We start from the raw sequence: 24,981 nt of genomic DNA on the forward strand, positions 1-24,981 counted from the left end.
TCATGAAAGACTTAAACGAAATACTGGCGATCGCCCGCGCCGTTGGTTGGGGAGCCGCAGACATCTTACAATCTTATTATCACGGCACGGCTACCGACTCTAACCTGAAAGTCGAATATCAACAAAATGAACCCGTCACCGTTGCTGATGTAGCTGTCAGTCAATACATCCTCGAACAACTACAAACCGCCTTGGGTGACAAAGATTTTGCTTACATCAGCGAAGAAACCTATAAAAATCAACTCAATCAAAATCCAGAGTCTACACCTGATTGGGTCTGGATTATCGACCCTCTCGACGGTACTCGTGATTTTATTGACAAAACCGGGGACTATGCAGTTCACATCGCCTTAGTCAAAGACCATAGACCAATTTTAGCAGTAGTCGCCGTACCAGAACAACAGAAATTATATTACGCTACCAAAGGCGGCGGCACATTTGTCGAAACCCGCAATGGTGTTACTCAAATCCAACTACCTAGTCAAAACACTAAACCTATAGAAGATTTAACTATCGTTGTCAGTCGCTCTCACCGTAATGACAGATTAAATTATTTATTACAAAATTTACCTTTTGGCAATCATAAACCCGTTGGTAGCGTCGGTTGTAAAATTGCCACAATTCTGGAACAACAAGCCGACGTTTACATTTCGATTTCTGGCAAATCTGCCCCTAAAGATTGGGATATAGCAGCACCGGAACTAATTTTAACAGAAGCCGGTGGTAAATTCACCCATTGTAATGGAAATTTCTTAAAATACAACACTGGCGACATCAGTCAATGGGGAGATTTATTAGCTAGTAACGGTCAATATCATGAGATTTTATGTCAGGAAGCCGCCAGAATATTAGCTCAGTTGGGGGAATAATTAAAATTTTATGAATTTGTGTGTTAACAAACAGTCCTAAAAATTTTGTCCCAAGAAGCTAGTCCTTCACAGCTAAGATCGAATCACTGTGTTATGCTGGTAGATATCAGAATTATTTTCGGTTGAGTTACTTCTTTTGGTTTCTAAAAAGCGTCTCTCCGAATTTAACTCTCTACATTTGCTCAATTCGGAGACATTATATGTCAATTTACATCGGTAACTTGTCCTATCAAGTTACAGAGGAAGACCTGAAGCTTGCTTTCGCAGAATATGGGAAAGTAAACAGCGTTCAGCTACCCACTGACCGTGAAACAGGCCGTCCTCGTGGGTTTGCCTTTGTCGTAATGGAAACAGAAGCCCAAGAAACTGCTGCTATTGAAGCACTGGATGGTGCTGAATGGATGGGGCGGGATCTGAAGGTAAACAAGGCTAAACCCCGTGAAGAAAGAACTTCTTCTCGTGGTGGTGGTGGTGGTGGTTGGGGTAATAACAATCGCGGCCGACGCTACTAAAAGTTTTTAGAAAACAAACTCCAGAGTCTCCAGCAGATAAAGCTAAAAGCTCGACTCTGCTGGAATATTTTTTTCCAGGTTTCCACTATTCATTCACATAAAGGAGGAATGAGTATGACACAAGTAGTTTTAGGAGAGAATGAAGGGATTGAATCAGCGTTAAGGAGATTTAAACGGGAAGTTGCCAAAGCGGGAATTTTCCAAGATATGCGGAAAAAACGCCACTTTGAGACACCGCTAGAAAAAGAAAAGCGGAAAGCAGTTGCGAGGCATAAGCAAAATCATAGAAGTCGCTCTTACTACAGACAAACTGCCAATAATTCCACCAGCAACAAATAGCTAGACTTTTAGATCCCCGACTTCTTTGAGAAGTCGGGGATCTGGGTATTACTTTTTTTCAAGTTGACTTACTTATTAACTATATTACTATAGATACTAAAAGATTTGTAGAAACGTGGGATCTGCAATCTTTTTATTTGGGTTTAAAAAAATGCTGCGTGTTTATCATCTATTAATCGGTGCGGTTTTATTAGTTGTAGTCCCCATAGGAACTAGATTTGTATTACCCCAATCGTCTCAAAAGCCAGAAACACCATCTAATAATCTAGTATCACCGACAGCCACGCCTACGTCTGCCAGCAATTCCCCAACTGATTCCAGCGTCAACACTGAAAATATTTGGCTGACAGTGTTGGGTAAGACTGCATCCCCTGATGGTTGGCAAGTTTTACCCTGTCAAGATAACGCTTCTTTGTTGTGTGTTTCGGCAAATGGTAAACCTGTGGGAACTGTGAAACTAGAAGTTTACCCAGTTAAAGATAATCCAGATTTTCAAAAGCATTTAACAGCAGTTGGTATTCCTTTCGGGTCTCCTGCAAATAACCAAAATAATGAGTACCAAAATCAGGTAAGCAAAGCTTTAGAAGCTTGGGTGACAGATTTTTATGCTACTGTTGCTAACAAAGGTAAAGCCAACAATGCTAATAAAGTTATTGTTTCTACTTATCCACCGCAACAGATAACAATTGGTAAACTACCGGGTATCCGCTCTGGTTATTTAAAAATTAAACCGGAGGGGGGAGTAGAAGAGCAGCAGATTAGCCATGTTACTTATGATGGTACCACACTATACGTGATGAGTACAAGTTTTGCTCCGGGTGCGGTGCGGGGTAGCTTTGAAAACCTGGAAAGTTTGGCGATTTTTCAACCTTATTTAGATGCGATCGCTGCTAATTTAAACTTACCTGTGCAGAATTCCGAGAGGAAGCCCTAGTCTGATGTAGGGTGCGTCAGAGTAGATAATTCCTTAACAATCAACAGATTTTTGACATCTGACGCACCCTACGAAAATTTTCGGTATTGACTTAAATCTCAGCTACAGCGCGTTCAATTAAACGCCGGGCGAGGGTTTGTGTTCCTGTGTGTTCGTAGTAATTAGTGGCGACATCTAAAAATGCTGCGAGGTAGTCTAACTTATCATCAGCAATTTCCATAAAGCCTTGCAAGTGACTAACAACGCTTTGAGGATTTAAATTATTGCCGATAACAACACCACTCATCCAACCTTTAACAGCATCAAAACTTTCGCCTATGAAATTAAGTTTACTCCCAGCACTATTACCTGGAATTGCATCTTGCATGGTTTGGAAAGTGGAATTTTGCTGCAATTCTTGAGGATTCATCTGATTCAACATAGACAAAGCTTTATTGATGAAATCAGGCCCCAAAGGTATCAAACCATCAACACAAACTAATGCTACCATGCGAATTAGTGATTCACCGCTATACTCGCCTAGAGAAGCGACAAAATCACCAATGCTATCGCCAGGAATACCGTTAATTTGGCAGAAAGCGACTAATTCAGCTACTACTTTCAGGCATAAATCGATAGTTTGGGCTTTGTCTGCTTTCGGAGTTACTGAGTTTAAAAACCCCAAAAGTGGGATTTTTTCCCCAATTTTGTTAGCTAAAGCGGCTGCACCTAAAACTTTATCTGTACCGTCAACGGTTTGATACAGCCACATTGCTCTTTGATAGCCTTGGGATTTATCATTATAAAGATAAATTGCCCGTTCACCAATCTGCTGAATTAAGGCTTCATCAGTTTCACCTGTGACAGTTTTAATCGTATTCACAAAGCCGACAGTATTTTGCCATTCACCAGGAGCAACAAAATCTAAGGCGTTTAACAGCGAAACAGTCAAGCTGCTAGTTGGGAGTTGATCAACTAACTCAAAAATGGGTTTACTCACAATTGTCTCCTAATGTTAGATGTTGTTATTGCAGTTTAGCTAGGTCATCAAGATCAAACTTTTCTATCCAATCGGCGCGATCGCTTGCTGTAAATGACGGTGAACGAGATAATACTTTTACCTGATATTTGCCGACTAAAACCGCAGTTTGGGTATTACCTACTTCTACCGCCGGATAATCTGCGATTTTTTCGGTACTATTGGAAAATTTCGCAGCTGCTCCCGGTGTGCTGGTGGTGTCAGAAATAGATAACATCGCCACTTCTTTACCGTCTTTTTTTAACTTCGCTTCCGCAAAGCCTTTCTTTTCTTGGGTAAATACTCGCTGATAACCATCTTCTTCACTGGGGAAGAATTTATTGAACTCACTCCCCTGAGTAGCATTTTTAGCAACTGCTTGTCCGGTTTTTTGACGGCTACTTTCTTGTTGTACCTGATCAAAACGCCCTGGTGCTTTGGGAGTACAAGCTGTTGTCAGTAATAAAACTGACAGCAAAACAGCCGCGAACATCCTACGTGTACGAGGAACTATCATCTTTAGCTTCTCCTTATGGTTGAGCTTTGAGGCAATTATCTGTGTTGCTGTTGGGTTATAGCCAAAAAATTTACTTTTTGATAATTATCTCAGGGTTTGCGGTAGGCGATCGCTGCATAAAAGGGATCTCCCCCAGGCGCGCCTAACCACTGTAAAAAATTCGGTAATGTGGACTTCTTGACAATAATTTCTGGTGGCGTAAATCCCGGTACTGACGCAAAATAGCGTTTGACTAACTCCACTCGCCCTAATTCAGACGTATCTCGCCAAGCTTGTATTGCTTTTTGGAAAAACATCCGGTTAGAAAAGCTGATAATTACCACCCCACCCGGTTTGAGTATGCGGTGAATTTCTGAAAAGATAGCTTCTGGATATTGCAAATATTGTACAGATACACAATTAATCACCGCATCAAAATCTTGATCTGGTAGCGGTAAAGCCGGATTTTCGTTGAGATTCTGCACAAAGTAATGATTTAACCGGGGATTCCGTCCTAATTCCTCCGCATTAAGTCCATGTCCTTCAATATGAGAAAACTGGATTTCTTCCGGTAGATGAGACACCCAACTGCTCATCATATCTAGTATACGGCTGTTGGGTTGCAGTCGTTCCCTGTATAAATCCGTTAGCTGTTGGATAAAACCTTCATCAACATGGGTGACGAAGCGGGGATAAGCATAAAACAGCTGATCATCAGTGTCATCTAATTTTAAACGTTGATCTGGTCTAAGCAACATACTGAAAAACTTTTTCGCTAAAATTGTGCAACTTCAGATATTCTTTTAAACAAGTTCTCTTTAACATATTTTAACAGTTACTTACTCAAGCAAATTTACCCAGGATTTCATGTTGTATAGAATACAATCCTTGCCACCTGTTTGGCGGGAAATCAGTAAATCAGCAATATTCCCTTATCTGAGTTTGCTAGTTTGGACTATCCCCTTATTGCTATTCAACTCTGGCGAAAATAGCGTCATGGCTCATGATGAAGGGCTTTATGCTTGGAGAGCGCGCCAGATGTTTGATTCTGGCGACTGGATAGCACCTTGGGGTAATGCTCATCATAAAACCCCTGGTTTTTACTGGTTAATTGCTGCTTTTTATAAGTTATTAGGAATCAGCGAATTTAGTACAAGATTACCTAATATGATTCTGGGTGTTTTTTGCCTGTTATTAACTTATGAAATCGGCAGAATTATTTTAAATAAAAAGTTAGCTTTGTTAGCTGGGTTGATTTTAAGTGTAGAATTTCTCTGGTTACAATACTGTCGGTTAGGTACTCCTGATGTACCAATGATTTTTTTGGTACTTTTGGCGATTTATGCCTTGATACAATCAGAATTACAGCCGCAATATCGATATATTTTAGGTTTGATTGCTGGTTTAAGTTTCGGTTTAGGCTTTTTGATGAGAAGCTTTATGATTGTTTTACCTACTGTCGCTTTATTACCTTATTTAGTGGGTGAACATCGTCGCCATCGTCATTTGACTAACCCGTTTTTATATTTCGGTTTACTTGTCGGTTTCATGCCGACATTGATGTGGTTATGGTTTAATTGGCAACGCTACGGTAATAATAGTATAGCGGCTTTGTCTGGTTTTGTTGTCGATTTAGGCTCTAAAGAGCGTGCTGGCAATGGGATTATATTTTATCTGTGGAATGTACCTTTAAAAGCTTTTCCTTGGGTATTTTTTAGCCTGTTAGGATTATTTTTAGTTATCCGTCGCCCAATTCCTCGCTATCAATTAATACTGGTGGGTTTTCCAGTGGTTTTATTTATTGAATTAAGTATTTTTTCCACTCGTTTATCTCATTATAGTCTTGCGCTATATCCGTTTATCGCTTTATTAGCGGCGATAGGTTTAGACTGGTTAAGCAAAATTTATCAGATGGGATATGTGAACAAAAAAACCATTTTAAACAAGGGAAATCTGCCGCGAATTCTCAGTTATGCTGGCGGTGGATTAGGGATTTTATTTTTGTTAGCAGCAATAGGTGTGTTTGTGTGGGGCGATCGCCAATACGCCACCCTCGGTTTAATTGTAGGATTAAGTTGGTTAATTCTACCTCTAGTCTGGATTAGCCGTTACCATTTTGGTTGTCAGTTTCTCACGGCTGGTTATTGGATAGCTGGTTGGTTGCTTCCCTGTTGGTTAGCATTAGCGGTGGTTGGTAGCTGGGGTTTGTTGAGTGATTATAACCCTGCTTACAGAACTTTTTTACAAAAACCTGCGATCGCCTCTATTTTACAAACCCACCCCATTCATTCTGTGCAGTTGGGCGGTAAAAACGCTGTGTTACTTCGATTTTACACCCCCATTCACGGACAAAAAGTAGAAACCATTAGCCAACTACCAGCCTCTAGCTATGCTTGGGTGTATAAACCATCATCCTCGGAATCATCCCCACCTATTCGCGTTATCGGTGCAATTCAAGACTACAAATTAATTCAAATTTTACCTAGGGAATAGGGACTGGGGACACATCAATTCAAAATTCAAAATTCAAAATTCAAAAATTTTTGGGCATTGGGATCAAATCTTCTCTGCCCTGTGCGCCTCTGCTCCTTCTCTATTCCTGTCCTAACAAATATGATCAGTGTTCAATCGGACATGATCAGGACTTACGCAATAATCAGCTTTTCGTCCAGATGTTCCGTAAGTCCTAACATTGCCAAAAATATTAAATCAACTTATGATAATATTACGTACACTAAGTAATCAGCCAATGATTGCTCAACCCGATGATGCTCCTAATTCTGAATCATGGCGGCAAAACCTCGCCCCTTACAATTTAGGCTACAGAATCAAATTACTTTCACAATTGCTTACCCGCAAGTTTACGGATAGATTAGAACCCTTTGGATTAACGCCATTTCATTGGTTAGTTCTATGCTGTTTATGGCAAGAAGACGGTTTACCTACATCCAGCATTGGGGAGAAACTCCAACAAGTTGGCGGTACACTCACGGGTGTATTAGATCGGATGGAAGAACGGGGTTTAGTGCGTCGAGAACGAGATTTAAGCGATCGCCGTATCTGGCGAATCTGGTTAACTGATGCAGGTAAGGAATTAGAAACAATTTTACCACCAATTGCCGCCGAGTTGCGTGAGGAAGCAATGCAGGGAATTGCTGGGGCGGAACGTGAACTATTTTCTCAGATTTTAAATCGGGCGATCGCTAATCTTTCTTAGGTATTTTGACTTAATCATCCTCTTGGGTGAAGTCATCTCAGGTTTAATGACTGGATAATATTACGTATACTAAATAAATGTGGAAAAAATGATAGTCAATGAAAATTAAGCAGTTTAATTATTTAATACTTTATCACTCAGAATACACCCCACGAGTTAGATAAAAAAATATCTGTGGGCGTTAGTGTTGAACTGAGGTAATTCAGTTGTTATTTATCAGTCAAAATAATTCATGAATAGGCAAAATTGGCTAAACATACCAGCCTTTAGATCAAGGAACTATCGCCTGTTTTTTGGGGGACAGGGAATATCTCTAATTGGTACATGGATGACACAACTAGCGACAGTTTGGCTAGTTTATGATTTAACAAACTCAGCATTAATGTTAGGAGTTGTCGGATTTACCAGTCAAATTCCTAACTTTTTTCTAGCCCCATTTGGGGGAGTATTTGTTGATAGATTTTCCCGATATCGTACCTTAATCGGTACACAAGTTTTAGCAATGGTGCAGTCGCTAGTCTTAGCTGGACTGACTTTTACTGGTGTGATTCAAATTTGGCATATTATTGTTTTAAGCTTGTTCCAAGGATTTATTAATGCTTTAGATGCACCAGCACGCCAAGCATTTGTCCCTGAATTGGTGGAAAGTAGAGCAGATTTAGCGAATGCGATCGCCATCAACTCAACTATGATTAATGGAGCGCGATTAATCGGCCCAGCCATTGGTGGTGTATTAATTGCTAGCGTTGGTATAGCCTACTGTTTTCTAATTGATGGATTGAGTTATATAGCAGTCATCGCCGGTTTATTAGCGATGAAAGTTAAACCTTGGGAAATGTCAGTCAGTGCTGGTAATCCCATACAAAAAGTCAAAGAGGGATTTGTCTATGCTTTTAGTTTTCCCCCAATTCGTGCCATCTTATTGTTATCAGCTTTAGTCAGTTTGATGGGGCTACAAAATATGATTCTCGTGCCAATCTTTGCCGAAGAAATCTTAGCAGGTGGCGCAGAAACTCTAGGATTTTTAATGGCAGCATCAGGACTAGGAGCATTAACAGGCGGAATTTATCTAGCAACCCGTAGAACCATTTTAGGAATTGGTAAATTAATTGCGATCGCACCCACAATTTTAGGTGTTGGTTTAATAGCTTTTGCTACATCCAGATATTTACCATTGTCTCTATTTACAATGTTATTTGTAGGCTTAGGAACAATTTTACAAATAGCCGCTAGTAATACATTTCTGCAAACCATAGTAGACGAAGATAAACGCGGCAGATTAATGAGCCTCTACACCATGTCATTTTTAGGGATGATACCTTTAGGGAGTTTATTAGGTGGTGCAGTAGCCAGTCGTATTGGTGCGCCCAACACCTTAATTATTGATGGTATAGCCTGTATTATTGGTTCTGCAATTTTTTACAAAAAATTGCCTAGTTTAAAGAAATTAGTCCAGCCAATTTACGAACAGAAAGGAATCATAGCAATTCCCAAAAATTCTTAATATTGGTGTAATACCATTTTTTCACGAAGCTGCTCTGAATTCTGTACTGTAGAGACTAGCCATGCTTAGTCTCTACATTTGTAGGGTATCTCTACCCTACTTGTAATTGCTACCCTCTGAGAATAATTGCACTCAAGAGTAAAACCTTTGACACTTTTCTGGAAATAGTCATATCCTAGTTGTAGTTCAACTTGTCACTTATTACACAACTGCGTCTTATGTCTAGCCAACAACCCAACTCCAACCAAGCATCCAACAAAAAAGTAAATCAACCCAACAATGGTAGAAAACAACCACTAAATAATGGTAGACCCAAGAAAACTGACCATTAAATAAATATACATAAAAAGTAAAAGAGACGTAATAGGTGTTACGTCTCTAAAACTATTGTTACCTAAGAAGATACCCGACAAGATTTATTTATTTTTTACTTGGCTTTTGGCTTGCTCTAAAGCTATTTCTTTGATAGCTTGATAAGAATTCACATTAGCAGTACCTTCAATTGCTTTCACTGCCAAATCTTGAACTTGTTTGAGTGCTGATTCTAGTTGTTTAGACAGATTTTGGATGCGTGTCTCTTGATTAGTAATTGTTTGTTCTAGAGACTGCAATCTCTGTTGATAAAAACGCTTCTGCCCTTCCACTTCTTTAGCATATAAATCAGCCTTGACTTTAGCTTGGTAGTTAGCAATGCCTTTGCCTTCCTCAGTGGCTTTTTTAATCGCCGCTTCTTTCTCTTTGGGGAATGCTTCTACTTTAGCTTTGTACTCTTCAAACTTCTGTTCTTGTTCAGAAATTGTTTTTTCCCTTTCAGCCCACTGTTTGTCTGTTTCCTGTTGTAAATCTTCTAATTGTTTATATAACGCTTTTTGTTGTTGTTCATATTCTTCTTGTTCGAGTTGACGCTGACGTTCTAAATTATATTTATACTCTGCTGCGTTGCGTTGCCGAGTTTTATTAAGATTTTCATGACATTCTTTGATTCTGCTGTGGTATTCTTCTTGTTCTTTTTTCCAAGTATTCTTTTGTTCTAGTAATTCTTGCGTCAGTAATTCATCACGCTGGCTAAACTCCTCTTGATAAGCTTTAGCATTATCTTCGTAGGTGGTAATCAGTGCATCTAATGTATTGTCAGATATCTCTAGATTATGCAACTGTTTTAATTGCTCAACTTCAGTTTCTACGGCTTTTCTAATTTCACCTAAACGAGAAGCTTGTGTAGTTAGTTTTTCAGACAGTTCATTGACAGCACTACCAAAACCCAACTGAATTTTGACTAAGTTTTCAATTGTGTCATTCATTCTTTGTTGGAAGGTAGCAGACTTATTCATAAATTGATTTGCTTCTGTTTTGGGTTTTTCTTTATTGACAGCCTGGTTATTTTTTACAGCTTGGTTGAGTTGCGTTCTCATTGCTGAAGCTTCTTTAATCAAATCCTCATAAGCTTGTAAAATTTCCGCTTTGGTATTTTTTTCTGTTAATTTTTTGGCTGCCATAGAAACCCCTTATTATTCACACACAATTGATTGCAAATTTACTGTAAAATTATTTAGATGCTGAACTATCAAAAGCTTTCATTGCTAAGTCTTGTGCTTGTTTCAATGTGGCTTGCAGTTGGGTAGAAATACTTTCTATTTGTTCAGCTTGTTTTTGAATCGTTTCTTCTAAAGCTTGTATTTGTAATTCGTAACTTTGCTTACTTCCTTCCCATTCTTTTTCAAATAAATCGGCTTCAACTTTAGCTTTTTGGCTGGTTTCTTTAATGGCTTCTTCTCTGGATTTCTTAATCGCTTCTTCTAATTCTTTAGAGAAGTTTGCTACTTTTTGTTGATATTCATTAAATAAACTTTGCCGTTCTGCAATGACTTTTTCCCGTTCCGTCCAGTCTTTTTCTTTTTGTTGTGTGGTTTCTAAAATTTCTCTTTCCAAAAGACGTTTTTTTGACTCGTAGTTATCAGTGTTGAGTTGACGAGAGGTGGTTAATTTATATTGATATTCTTCTTGTTCCTGCTGGCGTTGCTTGGCTAACGAATCTTCATAAACTTGTAGTGCTTCTTCATACTCTGCTTGTTCTTTTTGCCAATCTTTGCGCTTAATTGATATTTCTTTTTCTAAGATTTCGCGCTTACTTGCAATATCTTGCTCTAAAGTTTTTAACTTTTCTTGATGTTCCTGATTTAAGATATCCAAAGCATCAGCAACAATTCTAATTTTTTGCAACTCTTGTAGATGTTGGGTTTCAATGTCTATCGCCCGATTGAGTTCGTCTAATTTGGCGTTTTCTGTCGTTAATTTTTCAGATAGGGAATTGATAGTGCTACCAAATTCTAACTGTAAATCTGCTAAACCTTTGACAATACTATCAACGGTGTAGGTGGAAGCAACAGCTAAAATTTCCTGATTTTTGGCTTTATCTGCTTCTTCTTGTTTCGTAGCAATTTTTGATTCTAGTTGCTTCTGTTCTGTAATAATTTGTTGAAATGCTTGTATTAGTTGCTGTTTACTATCTTTAATGGCAACTGTTGTCATATTTCCACTCCCTTAAAAATGTAGTGATTGAGTAGCAAGCCATACCAAGAACTACCCCATGCAGATATCAGGGTAGCCTTTTGATCATGATTGTTCACGCAGTATTATTGCTGAAATAGGCGCAATAACTTATACTCATTGAAAGTATGAGTGGTCTGCGACCATTGTTGGTGATTGTTGGGATAGCTTAATGGTACTGATGTACTAACTTAATATACTCAACTTCATCTGCTATTGTCAAGATAAAAGTGGTGTTGCTCAAAAACTGAAGACAGCAAATGCTCTCAATTAAATTGCTTGGTTGCAAAGTGAGTAATTTATGATATATGTAATATTGTTACAAACATTACTTTTTTGCAAAATAATTCACGATAGTGCAAGCGTGAATGCACTGAGAGCAGATAATTAAGTCAATAATCATATTGATACAAGCACAGGGCTAGAGTTTTGTGATATCAATGTACACCAGTGAATCAATCAAATATTCTGCTAGAGCAGACATTGGACAAACGAGCCGTGTTCTGGTGGTGGAAGATGAAGAACTAATTCAAGAGATGCTAGCTGTAGCATTAGAGGAAGAAGGTTATGGAGTAGTCACAGTGCCTGATGGGGGTTCGGCGTTGGAATATATCAAAGGCTTTGAGCCGCATGGGGGAGAATTTCCCTTTGATTTGATTATTCTGGATATCATGTTGCCCCAAATTAATGGGTTAGATATTTGCCGCTTGCTACGTCATCAAGGAAACCCAGTACCGATTTTGATGTTGAGTGCTAAAGGTAGCGAAACTGATCGCGTGTTAGGTTTAGAAGTAGGTGCAGATGACTACCTGACTAAACCTTTTAGTATGCGGGAGTTGGTAGCAAGGTGTCGCGCTTTACTCCGTCGTCAGCGTTTAAGCACCTTATCACAGCTACCTGTGCTGAAATATAAAGATGTGACTTTGAACCCCCAAGAGTGCCGGGTGCTGGTACGCGGACAAGAGGTGAATCTTTCCCCGAAAGAATTCCGCCTATTAGAATTATTTATGAGTTACGCGCGGCGGGTGTGGTCAAGGGAGCAGTTACTAGATCAGGTTTGGGGGCCTGATTTTGTCGGTGATAGCAAGACTGTAGACGTTCACATTCGCTGGTTGCGGGAAAAGCTAGAGCAAGACCCCAGCCATCCAGAATATATTGTGACTGTGAGAGGATTTGGCTATCGGTTCGGATAATCTGTTGAGATAGTTGTTAGTTTTTATTAGTCACCAAGCAACTGACAACTTCAACTCAAATGCTTTTATTGGGATTTTTTCTAGGTTTAGCGGTAGGCGTTGGGTTTTGGATTTGGCAACAAATTCAACTACATCGCTATCTAGGGCGATTACTCCAACCGTTAAACACTAACTCTTCTAAATTGACGCTTTCTTGGCTACCTCGCCTACGCCAAGAAATTACCATGCTCAAACAGCAGCGTCAAGAGTTGCAGGAGTCACTGCAAACTCACCAAGACCTACTGGACTTTGCGCCTGTGGGATATTTGCAAGTCGATGAAGAAAATCAACTGCTCTGGTGCAATCAGCAAGCCCGGAAAATCTTGTATTTACAACGATGGCAACCAGGGCAGGTGCGTCTGTTGCTAGAATTGGTGCGGTCGTATGAACTGGATCAGTTAGTTGAAAAAACTCGCGATCGCCAAAAACCACAAACCAAAGACTGGATATTTCATCCTTCTTGTGATAATGCGGCGGAAATGCCGACTATTAAATCATTGGCTTTACGCGCTTCTAGTCTACCTTTACCCCATGGACAGGTGGGTGTGTTTTTAGAAAATCGCCAACCGTTGCTAGATATGAATCAAGTCCGGGAGCGAGCCTTTTCTGATTTAGCCCATGAATTGAGAACGCCTTTGACTTCGATTCGGTTAGTGGTGGAGACTTTGCAAAACCGCTTAGAACCACCTTTAAATCGCTGGGTTGACCGTTTGATGCAGGAGGTGGATAGACTGATTAACTTGGTGCAAAGTTGGCTAGAACTCACCCAAATTGAAACTAACCCCGCCATGCAATTACAACTGGAGGATGTGGAGGTGCGATCGCTGATCACTTCTGTTTGGGAAACCTTAGAACCATTAGCACAGCGTCAACACCTGTCTTTGGCCTATTCCGGCCCTGAGCAGATTTGGATTAAAGGCGACTCAGCCCGCATTTACCAAGTTTTTCTCAACTTGCTGGATAACAGCATCAAGTACAGTTTTCCTGATACCAGCATTCAAATCCAGGCGAAAATTATATCATCAAAAGACAGTCCCAGTTTGGAAATAAATTTAATTGATTCTGGAGTAGGTTTTACTGAAGAAGATTTGCCCCACATTTTTGACAGATTTTACCGGGGAGATAAAGCACGGACTCATTCTTCTGTGCCGGAAAGTAGTTCTGTAGGTAGCATAGTGGGTAATGGTTTAGGATTAGCGATCGTGCGACAAATAGTTTTAGCACATGGTGGTTCAATCAAAGCCATGAATCATCCCGAAACCGGTGGCGCATGGATGCAACTTCAATTTTCCGAAGTGATGCCAAACTCCTAAAACTCAAAAATATAGTTTAAGTTAAAGATATCTTCACGTTTGAGACTACAAGTGTGAAAGCCGTTCTTTATAGTCCCAACCCTGACAGTCCCCAGTTAGCACGCGCCCTTAGACGCTTAGAAAGGGATGTATTACGCATGGGTGCTTTGGTAGAGAAATCATTCCGCCTCAGCCACCAAGCGTTATTTGCCCGTGATTTAATAGCAGCTGAGGAACTGCCTCGATTAGATAAAAAAATTGATCGTTTTTATAGACAGATAGAATCAGATTGTACGGCCATCATGACATTACAAGCACCAACAGCCCAAGATTTGCGCTGTTTAAGTGCTTTTATGCAACTTGTGCGAGACTTAGAGCGGATTGGCGATTATGCCGAAGATTTAGCCGATATTGCCGTTAAAATCTTTCCTTATCCTCCTCACCCGTCTTTACCAGAAATTGCTGTCATGTCTCACCACGCCCAAGCAATGTTAGCAACTAGCTTAGTCGCTTTGGCAGATTTAGATGAAGTCGGTGGGCAAAGTATCAAACACTTGGATGATGTCGTAGACAATGCTTATGATCGCCTTTATCTGACGTTAGCTCAACAACGAGATTTCCCAGGCGTTGTAGAACCAATTATATTGCTAGCATTAGCAATTCGTTGTCTAGAACGTATGGCAGATCATGCAACTAATATTGGTCAACGAGTAGCATACATCGTGACGGGACAACGCTCTTAAATTCAAGGCAACAGGGAACAGGGAACTCTTAACAGGAACTTGTAATGGTTGATTGAACCCCCATTAACGCCAACCGCCAATCGACGAGTGTCTTAAACCCTATTATTGGGAGAAGAAACAGCCAAAAAATCTCAATTAAACTCAAAAATTGACTGTTGCCCGTTGCCTATTCCTGGTTTACTCTCCTGATGGGAGATAACTTTCAGTTACGGCTAATTTAGGCATACATAACCCCGGTTTCTCCAAGAAACTGGGGTTTTAATTTTGTACTGAGCTGAATCGAGTCATAGAAAATCACAATGGCAATGATTAAATCTTCTTATATCTTGCAGCATTCTCAATCAGCATAAGGCGATGCACACCCAACAACCTAAAAATAAGGTTTTGAGCAACTTATAAGCAATGCCCAACCCTGCAAAAATTACCATCAAGGAACAGGTGCAATTAGTTAATCCCAGTAACATTTTACGAAATGCTTACCTTTTCTTAAACTTACACGATTAGATTGGCATAGTAACAGTTATAGGACTTACACAAGTGTCATCATCAAAGTCTCGTGTAGGGTGCGTCAGAAGCGATAATTGGGTCAAAAATCACAGATTTTCAACATCTGACGCACCCTACTAATGTGCCAGTTGCGTCAGTTGACAGTTAAACAATTTAACCCTAGTCAGCCTCATAAAGTAATGGTAAAATTTAATACTATCTTGCTAAAAGTCGATATGTAACTGCCAAGAATTCTACGTAAAATCCGATGCTCATGATTCAATCTGAATTGGCATTGCTGATTGGGACTATCATTCTAGATAAAATTTTAAACTATTGAGTTTTCTATATTCATTATCTAGGAATTGCTGATGATAAATATATCAAAATGGATAAAAATATGATATGTGTACATCACAGTAATAATTAGGTCTTAAGGTTTTAGATTAAAATATTTAAATCAATGAATTATCCAAAATAGAAAAATTTTATATTCAGGGATAAATTCCAGAATTCATTCATCATTAAATATTGTAGTCATAGCAATTTTTTGGATAAACCAGAAGTTTTAAGACAATCAAAAGTTTACTCATTCCCATCAAAAAACCGCTCCCCACAATGTCCTCGATAATTTTTACGCCAGATTCTACTACTGCATTCGACAAACCTAACTTTAGTGGGCATTTACCGCAACAACTATTTACCCGTAGAGAAGTCATCCCCAAGTGTAATGATGTACTGTGGCTGATTGAGCGTGGGGCAGTTCGGACTGTAACTTGGGGTGAAGATGGCACATTTATCACCTTGGGATATTGGGGGCCTGGTGATGTGATTGGATATGCTTTATCTAAAGTCAAACCATACCAAATTGAATGTTTGTCCAGTGTAGAAGTAACCACCTTACCGCCCCATATTTGGCATCAATATACAGATGCTTTATTGACGCATATTCAAAACTCAGAAGAGCTTTTAAGCATAGTTCACCGTAAACCTATTTCACTACGTTTGTGGCAATTTTTGTTGTGGTTAAGTGAAAGATTTGGACAAAACGTAGAACAAGGTACTCTCATTGAGTTATACATTACTCATCAGGAAATAGCAGAAGTTTTGAATACGACGAGAGTCACCATAACCAAGTTGCTACAGGAATTTGAAACTACAGGAATGCTCTTACGCTCTAAACGTCGAATTATTTTGCGTTCATCAAATAATTGAATAAAAAATATTAGTTGAAAAAATCAGTTATGCTCTTGTGCTAATCACTTCAGAAAATGTATAATCACTACTGAGATTATGTGTAAATTTCCTTATGAGCTTTTGGGTGAGGAATTTTACCATATATTGCAACGAGTTGGTGTGAGTGAAAGAGAAAATTATGACAAAACTATTTTGGAACGCTTTAAAGGTAAGTCCAGCACTCGTGGCCGCTACCTTTGTTGCAACCAATGCTGCATGGGCTGGGGAAGCTAATGAAAAGGTGACAAGTGTCTCCCAATTAGCCCAAGCCTCTCAAGAAATCGGTCAGGTAACATCTGTATCACAATTTTCTGACGTACAGCCTACAGACTGGGCTTTCCAGGCTCTGCAATCCTTGGTTGAGCGTTATGGTTGTATCGCAGGTTATCCCAACGGTACATATCGCGGTAATCGTGCTTTAACCCGCTATGAATTCGCTGCCGGTTTGAATGCTTGTTTAGATCGAGTTAACGAACTGATTGCAACAGCTACAGCTGATTTGGTAACAAGGGAAGACCTAGCTACTTTACAGCGTTTACAAGAAGAATTTTCTGCGGAATTGGCAACCCTGCGCGGTCGTGTAGATGCTTTAGAAGCTCGTACTTCTGAATTGGAAGCTAATCAGTTCTCTACTACCACTAAACTTTCTGGGGAAGCTATTTTCGCTGCATCGCAGGCGTTTGGTGAAGACAGAGCCGGCGGTGGAGACTTAGAATCTAACACCACCTTCTCTAACCGGGTGCGCTTAAGCTTAAATAGCAGCTTCACAGGTCAAGATAGATTGCAAATCCGGTTAAATTCTGGCAACATTGTCAACAATAGCTCCGTAACTGGTACCAACATGACCCGATTGGGTTTTGATGGTGTTACTGGTGAAGGTAACAACGTTGAAATCGATAAAGTCAACTACGCTTTCAACTTAGGCCCAGCACGCGTCAAGATAGATGCTACTGGTGCTGAGTTGAACGAAAACGTCAACGTTTTCCACCCTGACTTCAGCAGTAGCGGTAGTGGTGCGCTCTCCCGTTATGGACGCTTCAGCCCAATCTATCGTCTGGGTGCTGGTGGTGCTGGTTTGACTGTTGAATTCAATCCCCGTGGGCCTTTGACTTTGAGCGCAGCTTATTTAGCACCTAATGCTAATGACCCAGCTGATCGTAATGGTATCTTCGATGGTGCTAATGCTATCTTTGGTCAAGTCGCTTTCAAACCAAGCAAAGCATTCAATTTAGGTTTTACTTATGTTCGTGCTTATCAGAATAATGTAGATGGTGTAAACCTGACTAGCAGTACCGGAAGCGGTTTTGCTCGTAGACCTTTTGGTAATGTTGCTACCTCATCCAATAACTACGGTATCCAAGCTACCTTCCAACCTAGCTCTAAATTAACACTAGGTGGTTGGGTAGGTTACACTGATGCAAAATCTGAAGTTGGCCCTCAAGAAGCTGATCTTTGGTACTGGACTACTAGCTTGGCTGTGAAGGACTTCGGTAGAGAAGGTAACACCCTGGGCTTGATTTTTGGTCAACCACCCAAAGTTACTGATGGTAGCAATGGAGTCACTGAGGAATCTGATACTTCCTATCACTTAGAAGGACTCTACAAAATCAAGCTGACCGATAACATTCAGGTAACTCCTGGATTGTTGGTGATATTCAATCCTGAGCATAATGACAACAACAATACCATTTACGTTGGTACTCTCCGCACTACCTTCCGCTTCTAAAACAATATCAGTTGGTTAGTCAGCGTTGAATTACTGATTAACAATAAAAGCCCGTGTCAAAGCGGGCTTTTGTTTTTTACCTCACCCCCAACCCCTCTCCGGCGCGGAGAGGGGAGTAAAAAGACTAATTTGGCGTTACTCCTATCTCTCCTGCTAGAAAAGGGAGTCTGGGAGGGAAAGATTCAACGAACTCACATGATTTTAGGTAAAAATTTATTCAGTTTCAAAATCAGAATCTTGCTGCTTAGATAAATCTGAGGGTGGTCTGTCGCTACTCCAAGCCCACCAAGCACAACCACATTGGCAATTGTAAAACTCCTGCCATTTGCGGCGATGGTTTTCGGTAAACACAGGCGATCGCCGATTAATCCAAACTTGCAAAGCCTCTAAACTACTAGCACGGCAGTGAGGACAGCAAAACTCATAAGCGTGAACTGCCTTATGTGTCCATTCAGGCGGAGTGAGAGCAAAAGCGTCCATTAGAATAATGAGTAATTTTTAATTCGTAATAATACAATACACGGATAGGGAGTGTTGACTGTTGCCCAATGCCCAATGCCCAATGGAAGCCAATATTGAAATTCGCCGCTTGTTAGATGTAATGCCCGCGTCTGGGCGCATGACAACTAAAATTGTCAGTAAACCAGAACAATCTCAGGTGATAGATGCTGCATTTCCTTTACCTTGGGGTCAAGACCGACCAATATATATTAATTTTGATTTATGGGGTCGTCTGACGAAACCACAACGAGATTTACTGTTATTACAGAAGGTTGCTTGGTTAACTGGTGTGAGATGGTTTAAACCAGATATTTACCAAGGTGTAGCTTTGGCTGGGTTGTTGGGGGCTTTAGTGGAATCAGCACAATCAGATTTTGTGGGGGTGGCGGTTGGTGTGGGTTTAAGTGCGATCGCTCTCACACGAATTTGGCGCGTCAATAAGTCCTCAGAGTCACAGCTAAATGCTGATTTGGCAGCGATTAAAGTCGCACAACGACGGGGTTACTCAGAAACGGAAGCGGCTCAACATTTGTTAACGGCTATTGCAGCAGTGGCTAAGATAGAGGGGAATTCTAGTTTAGACTTTATTGATTTAATTCGTTGCCAAAATTTGAGAGCGATCGCTGGTTTGTCACCTATTGGTGTACCAGATAGTTCTGATTTTTAAACGCAGAGGAGCGCAGAGGAAACGCAGAGGTACGCGGAGGGTTAATGAATTAATTTTGATTTTCCCTACTCCCTATTCCCCTATCATCTTGGTAAGAATATTATTTGTGATGGCTTCTGCATCTGGGTTTAATAATGAGGGGCGTAACTTCGGTGCATTGTAATCATCTAGTCCCCAACTCCACTGCATCGAACCTGTGGCAAATACTATAGCCCCTGAATCTGCGGTGTACATTGTCATATCAGAATACCTAGTTTTGCCTTTGTAGCGATATGGTGAATGGGCTAGAAGAATTGTGTTTGTTGGGGCGTAACGAAACATCCGATCTACTTCGTAGCCTAAAAGTCCTGTGAGGCGCATTTCTTTGGGGGGTGTTTTGCTTTGGTTCTGTACGGATGCTGTACTATTATCGGGGCGTAATTGTGTACCAGCTAACAACCAATTCGGTGCTGTGTCTTTCACTACGATGTCAGAATTGACTTGAAAGGTTTCATACATGACTCCTATCAATGTTTCTTCTGGACGATTTACAGGTTGCTTGCGCCACAGTGTTGTTACTAAGAAATCATTGGTGGGATCATCATCTCTCACAAATGGATCTAAAGCCGCACTTTCTTTATACGTCACGATAGTACGGTTGATGTCTTTGGTAATTAGGCTAGGTTCAAAGCGAATTTGCCAATAGCAGGTGTTAGCAGAAAAAAAGCCGAGACTCACACCAGCATCTCTTGCTGTCTCCACATTTTGCCGCATTTTGGCTGACCAATATTCATCATGCCCTACTGAGAGAAACACTTTATGTAACCACAGCATGGGTTTAGTTGTATCCAAGTCTAAAGGATTTTCATGGGTATCAATATCTGTGATGTATGTCACATCATATCCAGAACGTTCTAGCCATCTGACCATGTTATATTCCCAACCAGCGTTAGAAGTTCTCCTTTTTGGTTGAAAGTTGGTTAAAAATTCTCCTGCACCAACTCCATAGGCGGCGGCTGAGTTGGGACTTGCAGCATAGGGACGGTTGAAAGACACTTTGTGTGCTTGTTTACCGCGACTGTTCCAACGGTACAGGGACATCCCACCCCAATTGTTGTAGGCTTGATAGGTGGTGACGCTGGATTGAAATACAATGTCAGAAGGGCGACTGTCATCACGCACCACAAAAATGATGTAGCTTTGCTTACCACTTTTGCTAGCAGTCAGTTTGGCTAAATAAAAACCACTAGCCCATTCTGTTAAATCTTGGGTACTATAGGGAATTTTGAGAATATATGGCTCTTGCCAATTACATTCAATCAAACCCGTGGCTTTATCTATAGTTGGCGGTGGTTGTCTTTTTCCGACTCGTTTAATTGCAGATGACATGAGTCTACCGCCAGCACCACCATACCAACCCATGCGAAAGATTTCTATGGTGTAACTTGGCTCTTTTGTATTCACGAATAATTTAATTGTGTCACCACGATTTACACTGGTGAGTGAAGCATAACCTTCTATTTCTCGCCTAGTAGCAGGATTAGTCAACTGCCAAGCCGTAGTACCGATTTTTTGATTTTCAATGATGATCGGGTTAGTTCTTTGATCTGCTAAAGCATCTGGTTGGTAAAAAATGACAACACTAGCGATAGTGAGTAATACTGGTATGACGAACTTGGTAACAAAGTTAAATCGTTGTCTAAAGCACATTACAGTCTCAGCAGTAGTAAGCAATCAAATTGGTAGTATGTTTGATTGTTTCACGTTGAGTGTTGTTTATGTGCGAAATTAGAACAGAAGGCAGGAGATAGCAGGGAAAATCTTACTATTCCTAGCATTCACGCTTTCAAAATATCTTAATTCCAAATATCCTCTGAGACATCCATCTATATCCTGATTTCATTGCAAGTTAAGTTCAGTCATGGTTTCTAGAACTTGACGATAGTTCATAGATTGGTTTTTTTGCAGATAAAGGTCTGCTGAACGAATTAAATTTTGAACAGCATCTTCTTTACGATTTAACTTAGCAAAAGATAAACCAGCATAGTAATAAGCTTCTGGTTGGTCTGGCCACATTTTTAAAGTAAAAACAAAATCTCGAATCGCTGCTTCGTACTGCCCTAAATTATAATACGCAATTCCCCTGGTGAGATAGGCCGGAAAAAATGTTTTTTCTTGAGTAATTAGTTGATTCATTTCCTCAACTACTTGCGTAAACTGACTCATTTGAATCCTGACGTTTGCCAGATTTAAACGAGTAATTGGTGTGGGTGCTAATTGTACTGATTTAGTTAAATCTTCCAGAGCTTTTTTAATTTGTCCAGAACGTTGATAAGCTAAAGCTCGATTATTATAAAGTGCAGGAGATAACTGTAATTTTGCCGCTTGATTAAAGCTTTTAATCGCTTCTGGTAATTGATTCAGTTCGCTCAGTGCAATCCCCTTAACAATAAAAACTTGAGCCGGGGTATTTTTACCTTGAATTTGAATGATTTGATTTAAATCTTGTAAAGCAAAATCATATTGTTTCAGCAAAATGTAAGTTTGCGAACGATTAAATAAAGCCGTGACTACATTAGTCCCATTTTTGATTTCACGGCTCCATTGTTGAATCGCACGCGTCAGATTCCCCTGCTGAAAGTTCTGTTCAGCACTGGAATTAGAGTTGGGAGATACAGGTTGATTATTAGGTGTTACTTGTGCTTGAACACTTGTCAAGCAACTTGCCCAAACTATTCCTATACCTAATATTAATTTTAAGCGATTAAAATGGCGTTCACGACTCAAACCAGACATAAAATTATGGGACATAATTAGTTTGGGCAGAACAGCGATCCAGTTCGGGTTTAACCATCAAGTTCACTAGACGAGGGCCATCTTGTCCTACTTTGCTAGCTAGGGCATTAATTTGTGCAAAAATCTGGGGAGTGTAGCGAGTTTTGTAAACGTTTAAGGCACATTGGCAGAAGTTTCTTTTAATCCTGAGTTTGGCAGGATCTGGGTTTTGATTCCCTACGCATCCTTGCATAAATTGCGTTTGAATATTAGTAAAGTTAGCCCAATTATTATTAGCTGTATTCTGATTATTATTGTTATTACTGGGTTGTGGGCGAGAATTCTGAGCTTGGCTAACTTGGGCAGTAAATATGAGAGTCAACAGTGATATAACCAACAGTGTAGTGCTGTTTTTAAATTTCATATTGTGGAATTTCCTGGGGTGAATTTTTGTTATGAAAGTAATTGAAAATAACTTTTCTTGGGAAATTAAAGATTAATTTTTTGCACGAACATTCTAGCACAATAAAAGTTAAATATGCAACTTTGATATACTTCTTAAAAAAAAGAAAATTTTCACATGATATCCAGTCCGGTTAATTACTGATAATTAACTGAAGATGCAGACTTTTCTCTGACTCTGTTAAGAGTTCCCTGTTTCTTGTTCCCTAGCCCTCACAGATATGATAACTATTCTAACGGACATGATATGAGTTGGATGAACCTCTCCCTCACCTCTCTCCATCTGCGAGAGAGGAATTTCAGGCTATATTAACAGGCTAAAAGTCAGTTTGTCAGGGACTTCCAGATAAAAAAACATCCAAAATGTAGGGTGCGTCAGGACGAGTAAACCTAGCTATACCAAGAAAATATTCATTCTGACGCACCCTACTAACTAACTACTAACTAACAGTCAATTTGGCTCATTTATTTTTTGGTGTTCCTTCAGCTTTTCTCCTGTGATTAAGAGAGGTTTGGAGAGGGGTGAAAATTATGCGTCGAACTCACGTTTATTAGGGTTAGAACTCAAAGAATAACCCTAAGCGTCCCATAAAGTTAGAGGCGTTATTGTAGATAGAAGAAGCCGCAGATGTAAAGGCTGCACCTGCATTAAAGGTAATGGTGCGATTCAGGCGTGCAACGCAACCAAAAGCACCCGCCCAAGAACTACCATAAACGCCAGTTCCTACACCGCAACCATTATTAACACCTTGTGGCAGGGTGTTGGGAATCGCTGATAAAGCAGCCGCTAGCGCACCCACAGATTCAATTTGTTTGCCCAATTGATGTAATCCTCTATCAATGGCAGAGGGATCGAAACTAGCAGTACCTAAATTGCCAGATTGATCTACGGTGACATAACGTGTATCACCGCTTTGATATCTATTGCCCACAAATGAGCCTGAAGAAGCTAGCCCTGGTAATGTGTAGTAACTGGCAGCAGTACCAAAAGCCATCTGTCCAGCCCCAGTAGCGATCGCACCTGTACCAATCGCAGTAGAATTGTCACCACTAGCCACCGCATTCGCTCCGAATGCTGTAGAGTTTACCCCAGTCGCACGAGTAGCAGTACCAATAGCTGTAGAATAATTCCCAGTTGCTTGAGAATTATAAGCAAATGCAGCAGCATCTATTCCTGAAGCAATTGCCGAATCACCAACTGCTGTTGCTGGATCACCTGTTGCTTGGGCATTACGACCAATGGCAATTGTGCCAATTTCGGTAGCTTGGGCATTTTGACCAATGGCAATAGCTCCCTCTGCACCAGCATTTGCACCATCACCAACAGCAGCAGCACTTACGCCACTGGCAGTAGCATTGTTACCAAAAGCAGAAGCATTTACTCCACTGGCATTACTATTACTACCATAGGCAGAACCACCTTCTCCACTGGCATTGCTATTATTACCATAGGCAGAAGCATTAGCTTGAGTAGCTTGGGATGCGTTACCAAAAGATGTGGAATTGTTACCATCAGCTTTACCAGTGATACCTATGGTAATAGCATTTTCTCCTACTGCAACCGAATTAGCTCCTATGGCGGTGGAATTTGTTCCTGTTGCCGAAGAATTAGCACCTGTAGCTGTAGCAAAGTCACCAGTGGCTCTAGCTCCTGCACCTGTAGCTGTAGCATTTGCTCCTACTGCTCTAGCATCTGCACCTGTAGCCGCAGCATTCAAACCTTCTGCATAAGCATCTCTACCTGTAGCAATCGAATTTTCACCCACTGCTTGAGCATTATCACCAGTAGCAATTGAACTCAGTCCTGATGCAGCTGCACCTTGACCAATGGCGGTAGAATTGTCACCACTAGCTCTAGCAGCATCACCGTAAGCCGAAGCAGAAATACCAGTGGCTTGGGCGGCATTACCTGTAGCGGTGGCAGAATTTTGGCTAGCACTTGCACCTGTACCGACAGCGATCGCATTTGTGACATTATCAACAATTGTTGCACCTTCACCTATGGCAGTTGAACCTGTCGCCCCTGTTCCAACTGTTGCACCTGTACCTGTGGCAATGCTGTTATTTGCACTGGCATTGGCATTAGAACCAGTGGCAACAGCACCCTGCCCACCTGCTGACGCTGCATTACCTGTGGCTAAGGAATCATTCCCCGATGCGATCGCACCTTGACCAATGGCGGTAGCATTTGTACCACTAGCTCTAGCAGCATCACCGTAAGCCGAAGCAGAAATACCAGTAGCTTGGGCGGCGTTACCTGTGGCGGTGGCAGAATTTTGGCTAGCACTTGCACCTGTACCGACAGCGATCGCATTTGTGGCATTATCACCTATTGTTGCACCTTCACCTATGGCAGTTGAACCTGTCGCCCCTGTTCCAACTGTTGAGTTTGTACCGAAAGCGATCGCATTTGTGACATTATCAACAATTGTTGCACCTTCACCTATGGCAGTTGAACCTGTCGCCC

General features: G+C 40.7%; 22 protein-coding genes and 1 pseudogene. 13 read left to right on the top strand and 10 right to left on the bottom strand.

All coding sequences use genetic code 11. The features are described from left to right. The first annotated feature begins 2 nt into the window (after positions 1-2). From A3775_RS21740 to A3775_RS21755, 4 genes are all read left to right on the top strand, one after another. Positions 3-869: a 3'(2'),5'-bisphosphate nucleotidase CysQ gene (locus A3775_RS21740; protein WP_066426770.1), complete on the top strand. Its 867-nt coding sequence runs from the start codon at positions 3-5 to the stop codon at positions 867-869. Between the two features lie 200 nt (positions 870-1,069). Further along, complete coding sequence (locus A3775_RS21745; protein ID WP_066383020.1) at positions 1,070-1,381, top strand: RNA-binding protein; 312 nt, start codon at positions 1,070-1,072, stop codon at positions 1,379-1,381. 114 nt (positions 1,382-1,495) lie between these two features. Continuing rightward, positions 1,496-1,720, top strand: a complete 225-nt coding sequence (gene rpsU, locus A3775_RS21750) for a 30S ribosomal protein S21 (RefSeq protein WP_066383022.1) — start codon at positions 1,496-1,498, stop codon at positions 1,718-1,720. A 151-nt stretch (positions 1,721-1,871) separates the two neighbouring features. Then, positions 1,872-2,654, top strand: a complete 783-nt coding sequence (locus A3775_RS21755; RefSeq protein WP_066383283.1) for a hypothetical protein — start codon at positions 1,872-1,874, stop codon at positions 2,652-2,654. A 91-nt stretch (positions 2,655-2,745) separates the two neighbouring features. Here A3775_RS21755 and A3775_RS21760 read toward each other — a convergent pair whose 3' ends face one another. From A3775_RS21760 to A3775_RS21770, 3 genes are all read right to left on the bottom strand, one after another. Beyond that, positions 2,746-3,633, bottom strand: coding sequence for a hypothetical protein (locus tag A3775_RS21760; RefSeq protein ID WP_066383024.1), 888 nt, complete (start codon positions 3,631-3,633; stop codon positions 2,746-2,748). A 25-nt stretch (positions 3,634-3,658) separates the two neighbouring features. Continuing rightward, positions 3,659-4,168: a hypothetical protein gene (locus A3775_RS21765; protein ID WP_066426772.1), complete on the bottom strand. Its 510-nt coding sequence runs from the start codon at positions 4,166-4,168 to the stop codon at positions 3,659-3,661. An 89-nt stretch (positions 4,169-4,257) separates the two neighbouring features. Next, positions 4,258-4,905 (bottom strand): class I SAM-dependent methyltransferase, encoded by a 648-nt coding sequence (locus A3775_RS21770; protein ID WP_066383029.1) that lies wholly within the window; start codon positions 4,903-4,905, stop codon positions 4,258-4,260. A 109-nt stretch (positions 4,906-5,014) separates the two neighbouring features. Here A3775_RS21770 and A3775_RS21775 point away from each other — a divergent pair, with 109 nt between their 5' ends. From A3775_RS21775 to A3775_RS21785, 3 genes are all read left to right on the top strand, one after another. Continuing rightward, the gene (locus A3775_RS21775) at positions 5,015-6,640 is read left to right on the top strand and encodes a glycosyltransferase family 39 protein (RefSeq protein ID WP_066426774.1); all 1,626 of its coding nucleotides are present in this window, start codon (positions 5,015-5,017) and stop codon (positions 6,638-6,640) included. Between the two features lie 256 nt (positions 6,641-6,896). Continuing rightward, on the top strand, positions 6,897-7,364 hold the full coding sequence (locus A3775_RS21780; protein WP_066426775.1) for a MarR family winged helix-turn-helix transcriptional regulator: 468 nt from the start codon (positions 6,897-6,899) through the stop codon (positions 7,362-7,364). 232 nt (positions 7,365-7,596) lie between these two features. Then, a complete protein-coding gene (locus tag A3775_RS21785) occupies positions 7,597-8,868 on the top strand; it encodes an MFS transporter (RefSeq protein WP_066383036.1) in 1,272 nt (423 codons plus the stop codon). A gap of 416 nt (positions 8,869-9,284) precedes the next feature. On the opposite strand, the gene A3775_RS21790 is transcribed toward A3775_RS21785, so the two are convergent. Continuing rightward, complete coding sequence (locus tag A3775_RS21790) at positions 9,285-10,364, bottom strand: hypothetical protein (protein WP_066383038.1); 1,080 nt, start codon at positions 10,362-10,364, stop codon at positions 9,285-9,287. A 49-nt stretch (positions 10,365-10,413) separates the two neighbouring features. After that, a complete protein-coding gene (locus tag A3775_RS21795) occupies positions 10,414-11,397 on the bottom strand; it encodes a hypothetical protein (RefSeq protein WP_066383040.1) in 984 nt (327 codons plus the stop codon). A gap of 458 nt (positions 11,398-11,855) precedes the next feature. On the opposite strand from A3775_RS21795, the gene A3775_RS21800 reads away from it, so the two are divergent. From A3775_RS21800 to A3775_RS21820, 5 genes are all read left to right on the top strand, one after another. Further along, positions 11,856-12,608, top strand: coding sequence for a winged helix-turn-helix domain-containing protein (locus A3775_RS21800; protein WP_066383042.1), 753 nt, complete (start codon positions 11,856-11,858; stop codon positions 12,606-12,608). Between the two features lie 59 nt (positions 12,609-12,667). Then, the gene (locus A3775_RS21805) at positions 12,668-13,960 is read left to right on the top strand and encodes a cell wall metabolism sensor histidine kinase WalK (protein ID WP_066383044.1); all 1,293 of its coding nucleotides are present in this window, start codon (positions 12,668-12,670) and stop codon (positions 13,958-13,960) included. A 53-nt stretch (positions 13,961-14,013) separates the two neighbouring features. Beyond that, complete coding sequence (gene phoU, locus A3775_RS21810) at positions 14,014-14,682, top strand: phosphate signaling complex protein PhoU (RefSeq protein ID WP_066383047.1); 669 nt, start codon at positions 14,014-14,016, stop codon at positions 14,680-14,682. Between the two features lie 1,104 nt (positions 14,683-15,786). After that, positions 15,787-16,383, top strand: coding sequence for a Crp/Fnr family transcriptional regulator (locus A3775_RS21815; protein WP_082803821.1), 597 nt, complete (start codon positions 15,787-15,789; stop codon positions 16,381-16,383). 160 nt (positions 16,384-16,543) lie between these two features. Then, positions 16,544-18,130: an iron uptake porin gene (locus A3775_RS21820; protein WP_066383049.1), complete on the top strand. Its 1,587-nt coding sequence runs from the start codon at positions 16,544-16,546 to the stop codon at positions 18,128-18,130. 213 nt (positions 18,131-18,343) lie between these two features. Here A3775_RS21820 and A3775_RS21825 read toward each other — a convergent pair whose 3' ends face one another. Further along, positions 18,344-18,610 carry a hypothetical protein gene (locus tag A3775_RS21825; protein WP_066383051.1) on the bottom strand — a complete coding sequence of 89 codons (267 nt, stop codon included), beginning with the start codon at positions 18,608-18,610 and terminating at the stop codon, positions 18,344-18,346. An 82-nt stretch (positions 18,611-18,692) separates the two neighbouring features. On the opposite strand from A3775_RS21825, the gene A3775_RS21830 reads away from it, so the two are divergent. Beyond that, a complete protein-coding gene (locus tag A3775_RS21830; protein WP_066383055.1) occupies positions 18,693-19,298 on the top strand; it encodes a DUF3318 domain-containing protein in 606 nt (201 codons plus the stop codon). Positions 19,299-19,370: 72 nt separating this feature from the next. On the opposite strand, the gene A3775_RS21835 is transcribed toward A3775_RS21830, so the two are convergent. The 4 genes and pseudogenes from A3775_RS21835 to A3775_RS24800 all read right to left on the bottom strand — a co-directional run. Then, positions 19,371-20,987, bottom strand: a complete 1,617-nt coding sequence (locus A3775_RS21835) for a N,N-dimethylformamidase beta subunit family domain-containing protein (RefSeq protein ID WP_066426776.1) — start codon at positions 20,985-20,987, stop codon at positions 19,371-19,373. A gap of 189 nt (positions 20,988-21,176) precedes the next feature. Continuing rightward, a complete protein-coding gene (locus tag A3775_RS21840) occupies positions 21,177-22,088 on the bottom strand; it encodes a tetratricopeptide repeat protein (protein ID WP_066426777.1) in 912 nt (303 codons plus the stop codon). Continuing rightward, positions 22,078-22,476 carry a hypothetical protein gene (locus A3775_RS21845; protein WP_066383061.1) on the bottom strand — a complete coding sequence of 133 codons (399 nt, stop codon included), beginning with the start codon at positions 22,474-22,476 and terminating at the stop codon, positions 22,078-22,080. Before A3775_RS21845 ends, A3775_RS21840 begins: the two co-directional genes overlap by 11 nt. Before the next feature lie 595 nt (positions 22,477-23,071). Continuing rightward, a pseudogene (locus A3775_RS24800) lies at positions 23,072-24,981 on the bottom strand (YadA-like family protein); the annotation flags it as partial.

It is taken from the genome of Anabaena sp. 4-3, from assembly GCF_001597745.1.
GTDB lineage: Bacteria > Cyanobacteriota > Cyanobacteriia > Cyanobacteriales > Nostocaceae > Trichormus.

Bases quoted from the DNA above. Each gene is read 5' to 3' on its own strand.
- A3775_RS21740 (WP_066426770.1), top strand. From the start codon at position 3: ATGAAAGACTTAAACGAAATACTGGCGATCGCCCGCGCCGTTGGTTGG.
- A3775_RS21745 (WP_066383020.1), top strand. From the start codon at position 1,070: ATGTCAATTTACATCGGTAACTTGTCCTATCAAGTTACAGAGGAAGAC.
- rpsU (WP_066383022.1), top strand. From the start codon at position 1,496: ATGACACAAGTAGTTTTAGGAGAGAATGAAGGGATTGAATCAGCGTTA.
- A3775_RS21755 (WP_066383283.1), top strand. From the start codon at position 1,872: ATGCTGCGTGTTTATCATCTATTAATCGGTGCGGTTTTATTAGTTGTA.
- A3775_RS21765 (WP_066426772.1), bottom strand. From the start codon at position 4,168: ATGATAGTTCCTCGTACACGTAGGATGTTCGCGGCTGTTTTGCTGTCA.
- A3775_RS21770 (WP_066383029.1), bottom strand. From the start codon at position 4,905: ATGTTGCTTAGACCAGATCAACGTTTAAAATTAGATGACACTGATGAT.
- A3775_RS21775 (WP_066426774.1), top strand. From the start codon at position 5,015: ATGTTGTATAGAATACAATCCTTGCCACCTGTTTGGCGGGAAATCAGT.
- A3775_RS21780 (WP_066426775.1), top strand. From the start codon at position 6,897: ATGATTGCTCAACCCGATGATGCTCCTAATTCTGAATCATGGCGGCAA.
- A3775_RS21785 (WP_066383036.1), top strand. From the start codon at position 7,597: ATGAATAGGCAAAATTGGCTAAACATACCAGCCTTTAGATCAAGGAAC.
- A3775_RS21790 (WP_066383038.1), bottom strand. From the start codon at position 10,364: ATGGCAGCCAAAAAATTAACAGAAAAAAATACCAAAGCGGAAATTTTA.
- A3775_RS21795 (WP_066383040.1), bottom strand. From the start codon at position 11,397: ATGACAACAGTTGCCATTAAAGATAGTAAACAGCAACTAATACAAGCA.
- A3775_RS21800 (WP_066383042.1), top strand. From the start codon at position 11,856: ATGTACACCAGTGAATCAATCAAATATTCTGCTAGAGCAGACATTGGA.
- A3775_RS21805 (WP_066383044.1), top strand. From the start codon at position 12,668: ATGCTTTTATTGGGATTTTTTCTAGGTTTAGCGGTAGGCGTTGGGTTT.
- A3775_RS21815 (WP_082803821.1), top strand. From the start codon at position 15,787: ATGTCCTCGATAATTTTTACGCCAGATTCTACTACTGCATTCGACAAA.
- A3775_RS21820 (WP_066383049.1), top strand. From the start codon at position 16,544: ATGACAAAACTATTTTGGAACGCTTTAAAGGTAAGTCCAGCACTCGTG.
- A3775_RS21825 (WP_066383051.1), bottom strand. From the start codon at position 18,610: ATGGACGCTTTTGCTCTCACTCCGCCTGAATGGACACATAAGGCAGTT.
- A3775_RS21830 (WP_066383055.1), top strand. From the start codon at position 18,693: ATGGAAGCCAATATTGAAATTCGCCGCTTGTTAGATGTAATGCCCGCG.
- A3775_RS21835 (WP_066426776.1), bottom strand. From the start codon at position 20,987: ATGTGCTTTAGACAACGATTTAACTTTGTTACCAAGTTCGTCATACCA.
- A3775_RS21840 (WP_066426777.1), bottom strand. From the start codon at position 22,088: ATGTCCCATAATTTTATGTCTGGTTTGAGTCGTGAACGCCATTTTAAT.
- A3775_RS21845 (WP_066383061.1), bottom strand. From the start codon at position 22,476: ATGAAATTTAAAAACAGCACTACACTGTTGGTTATATCACTGTTGACT.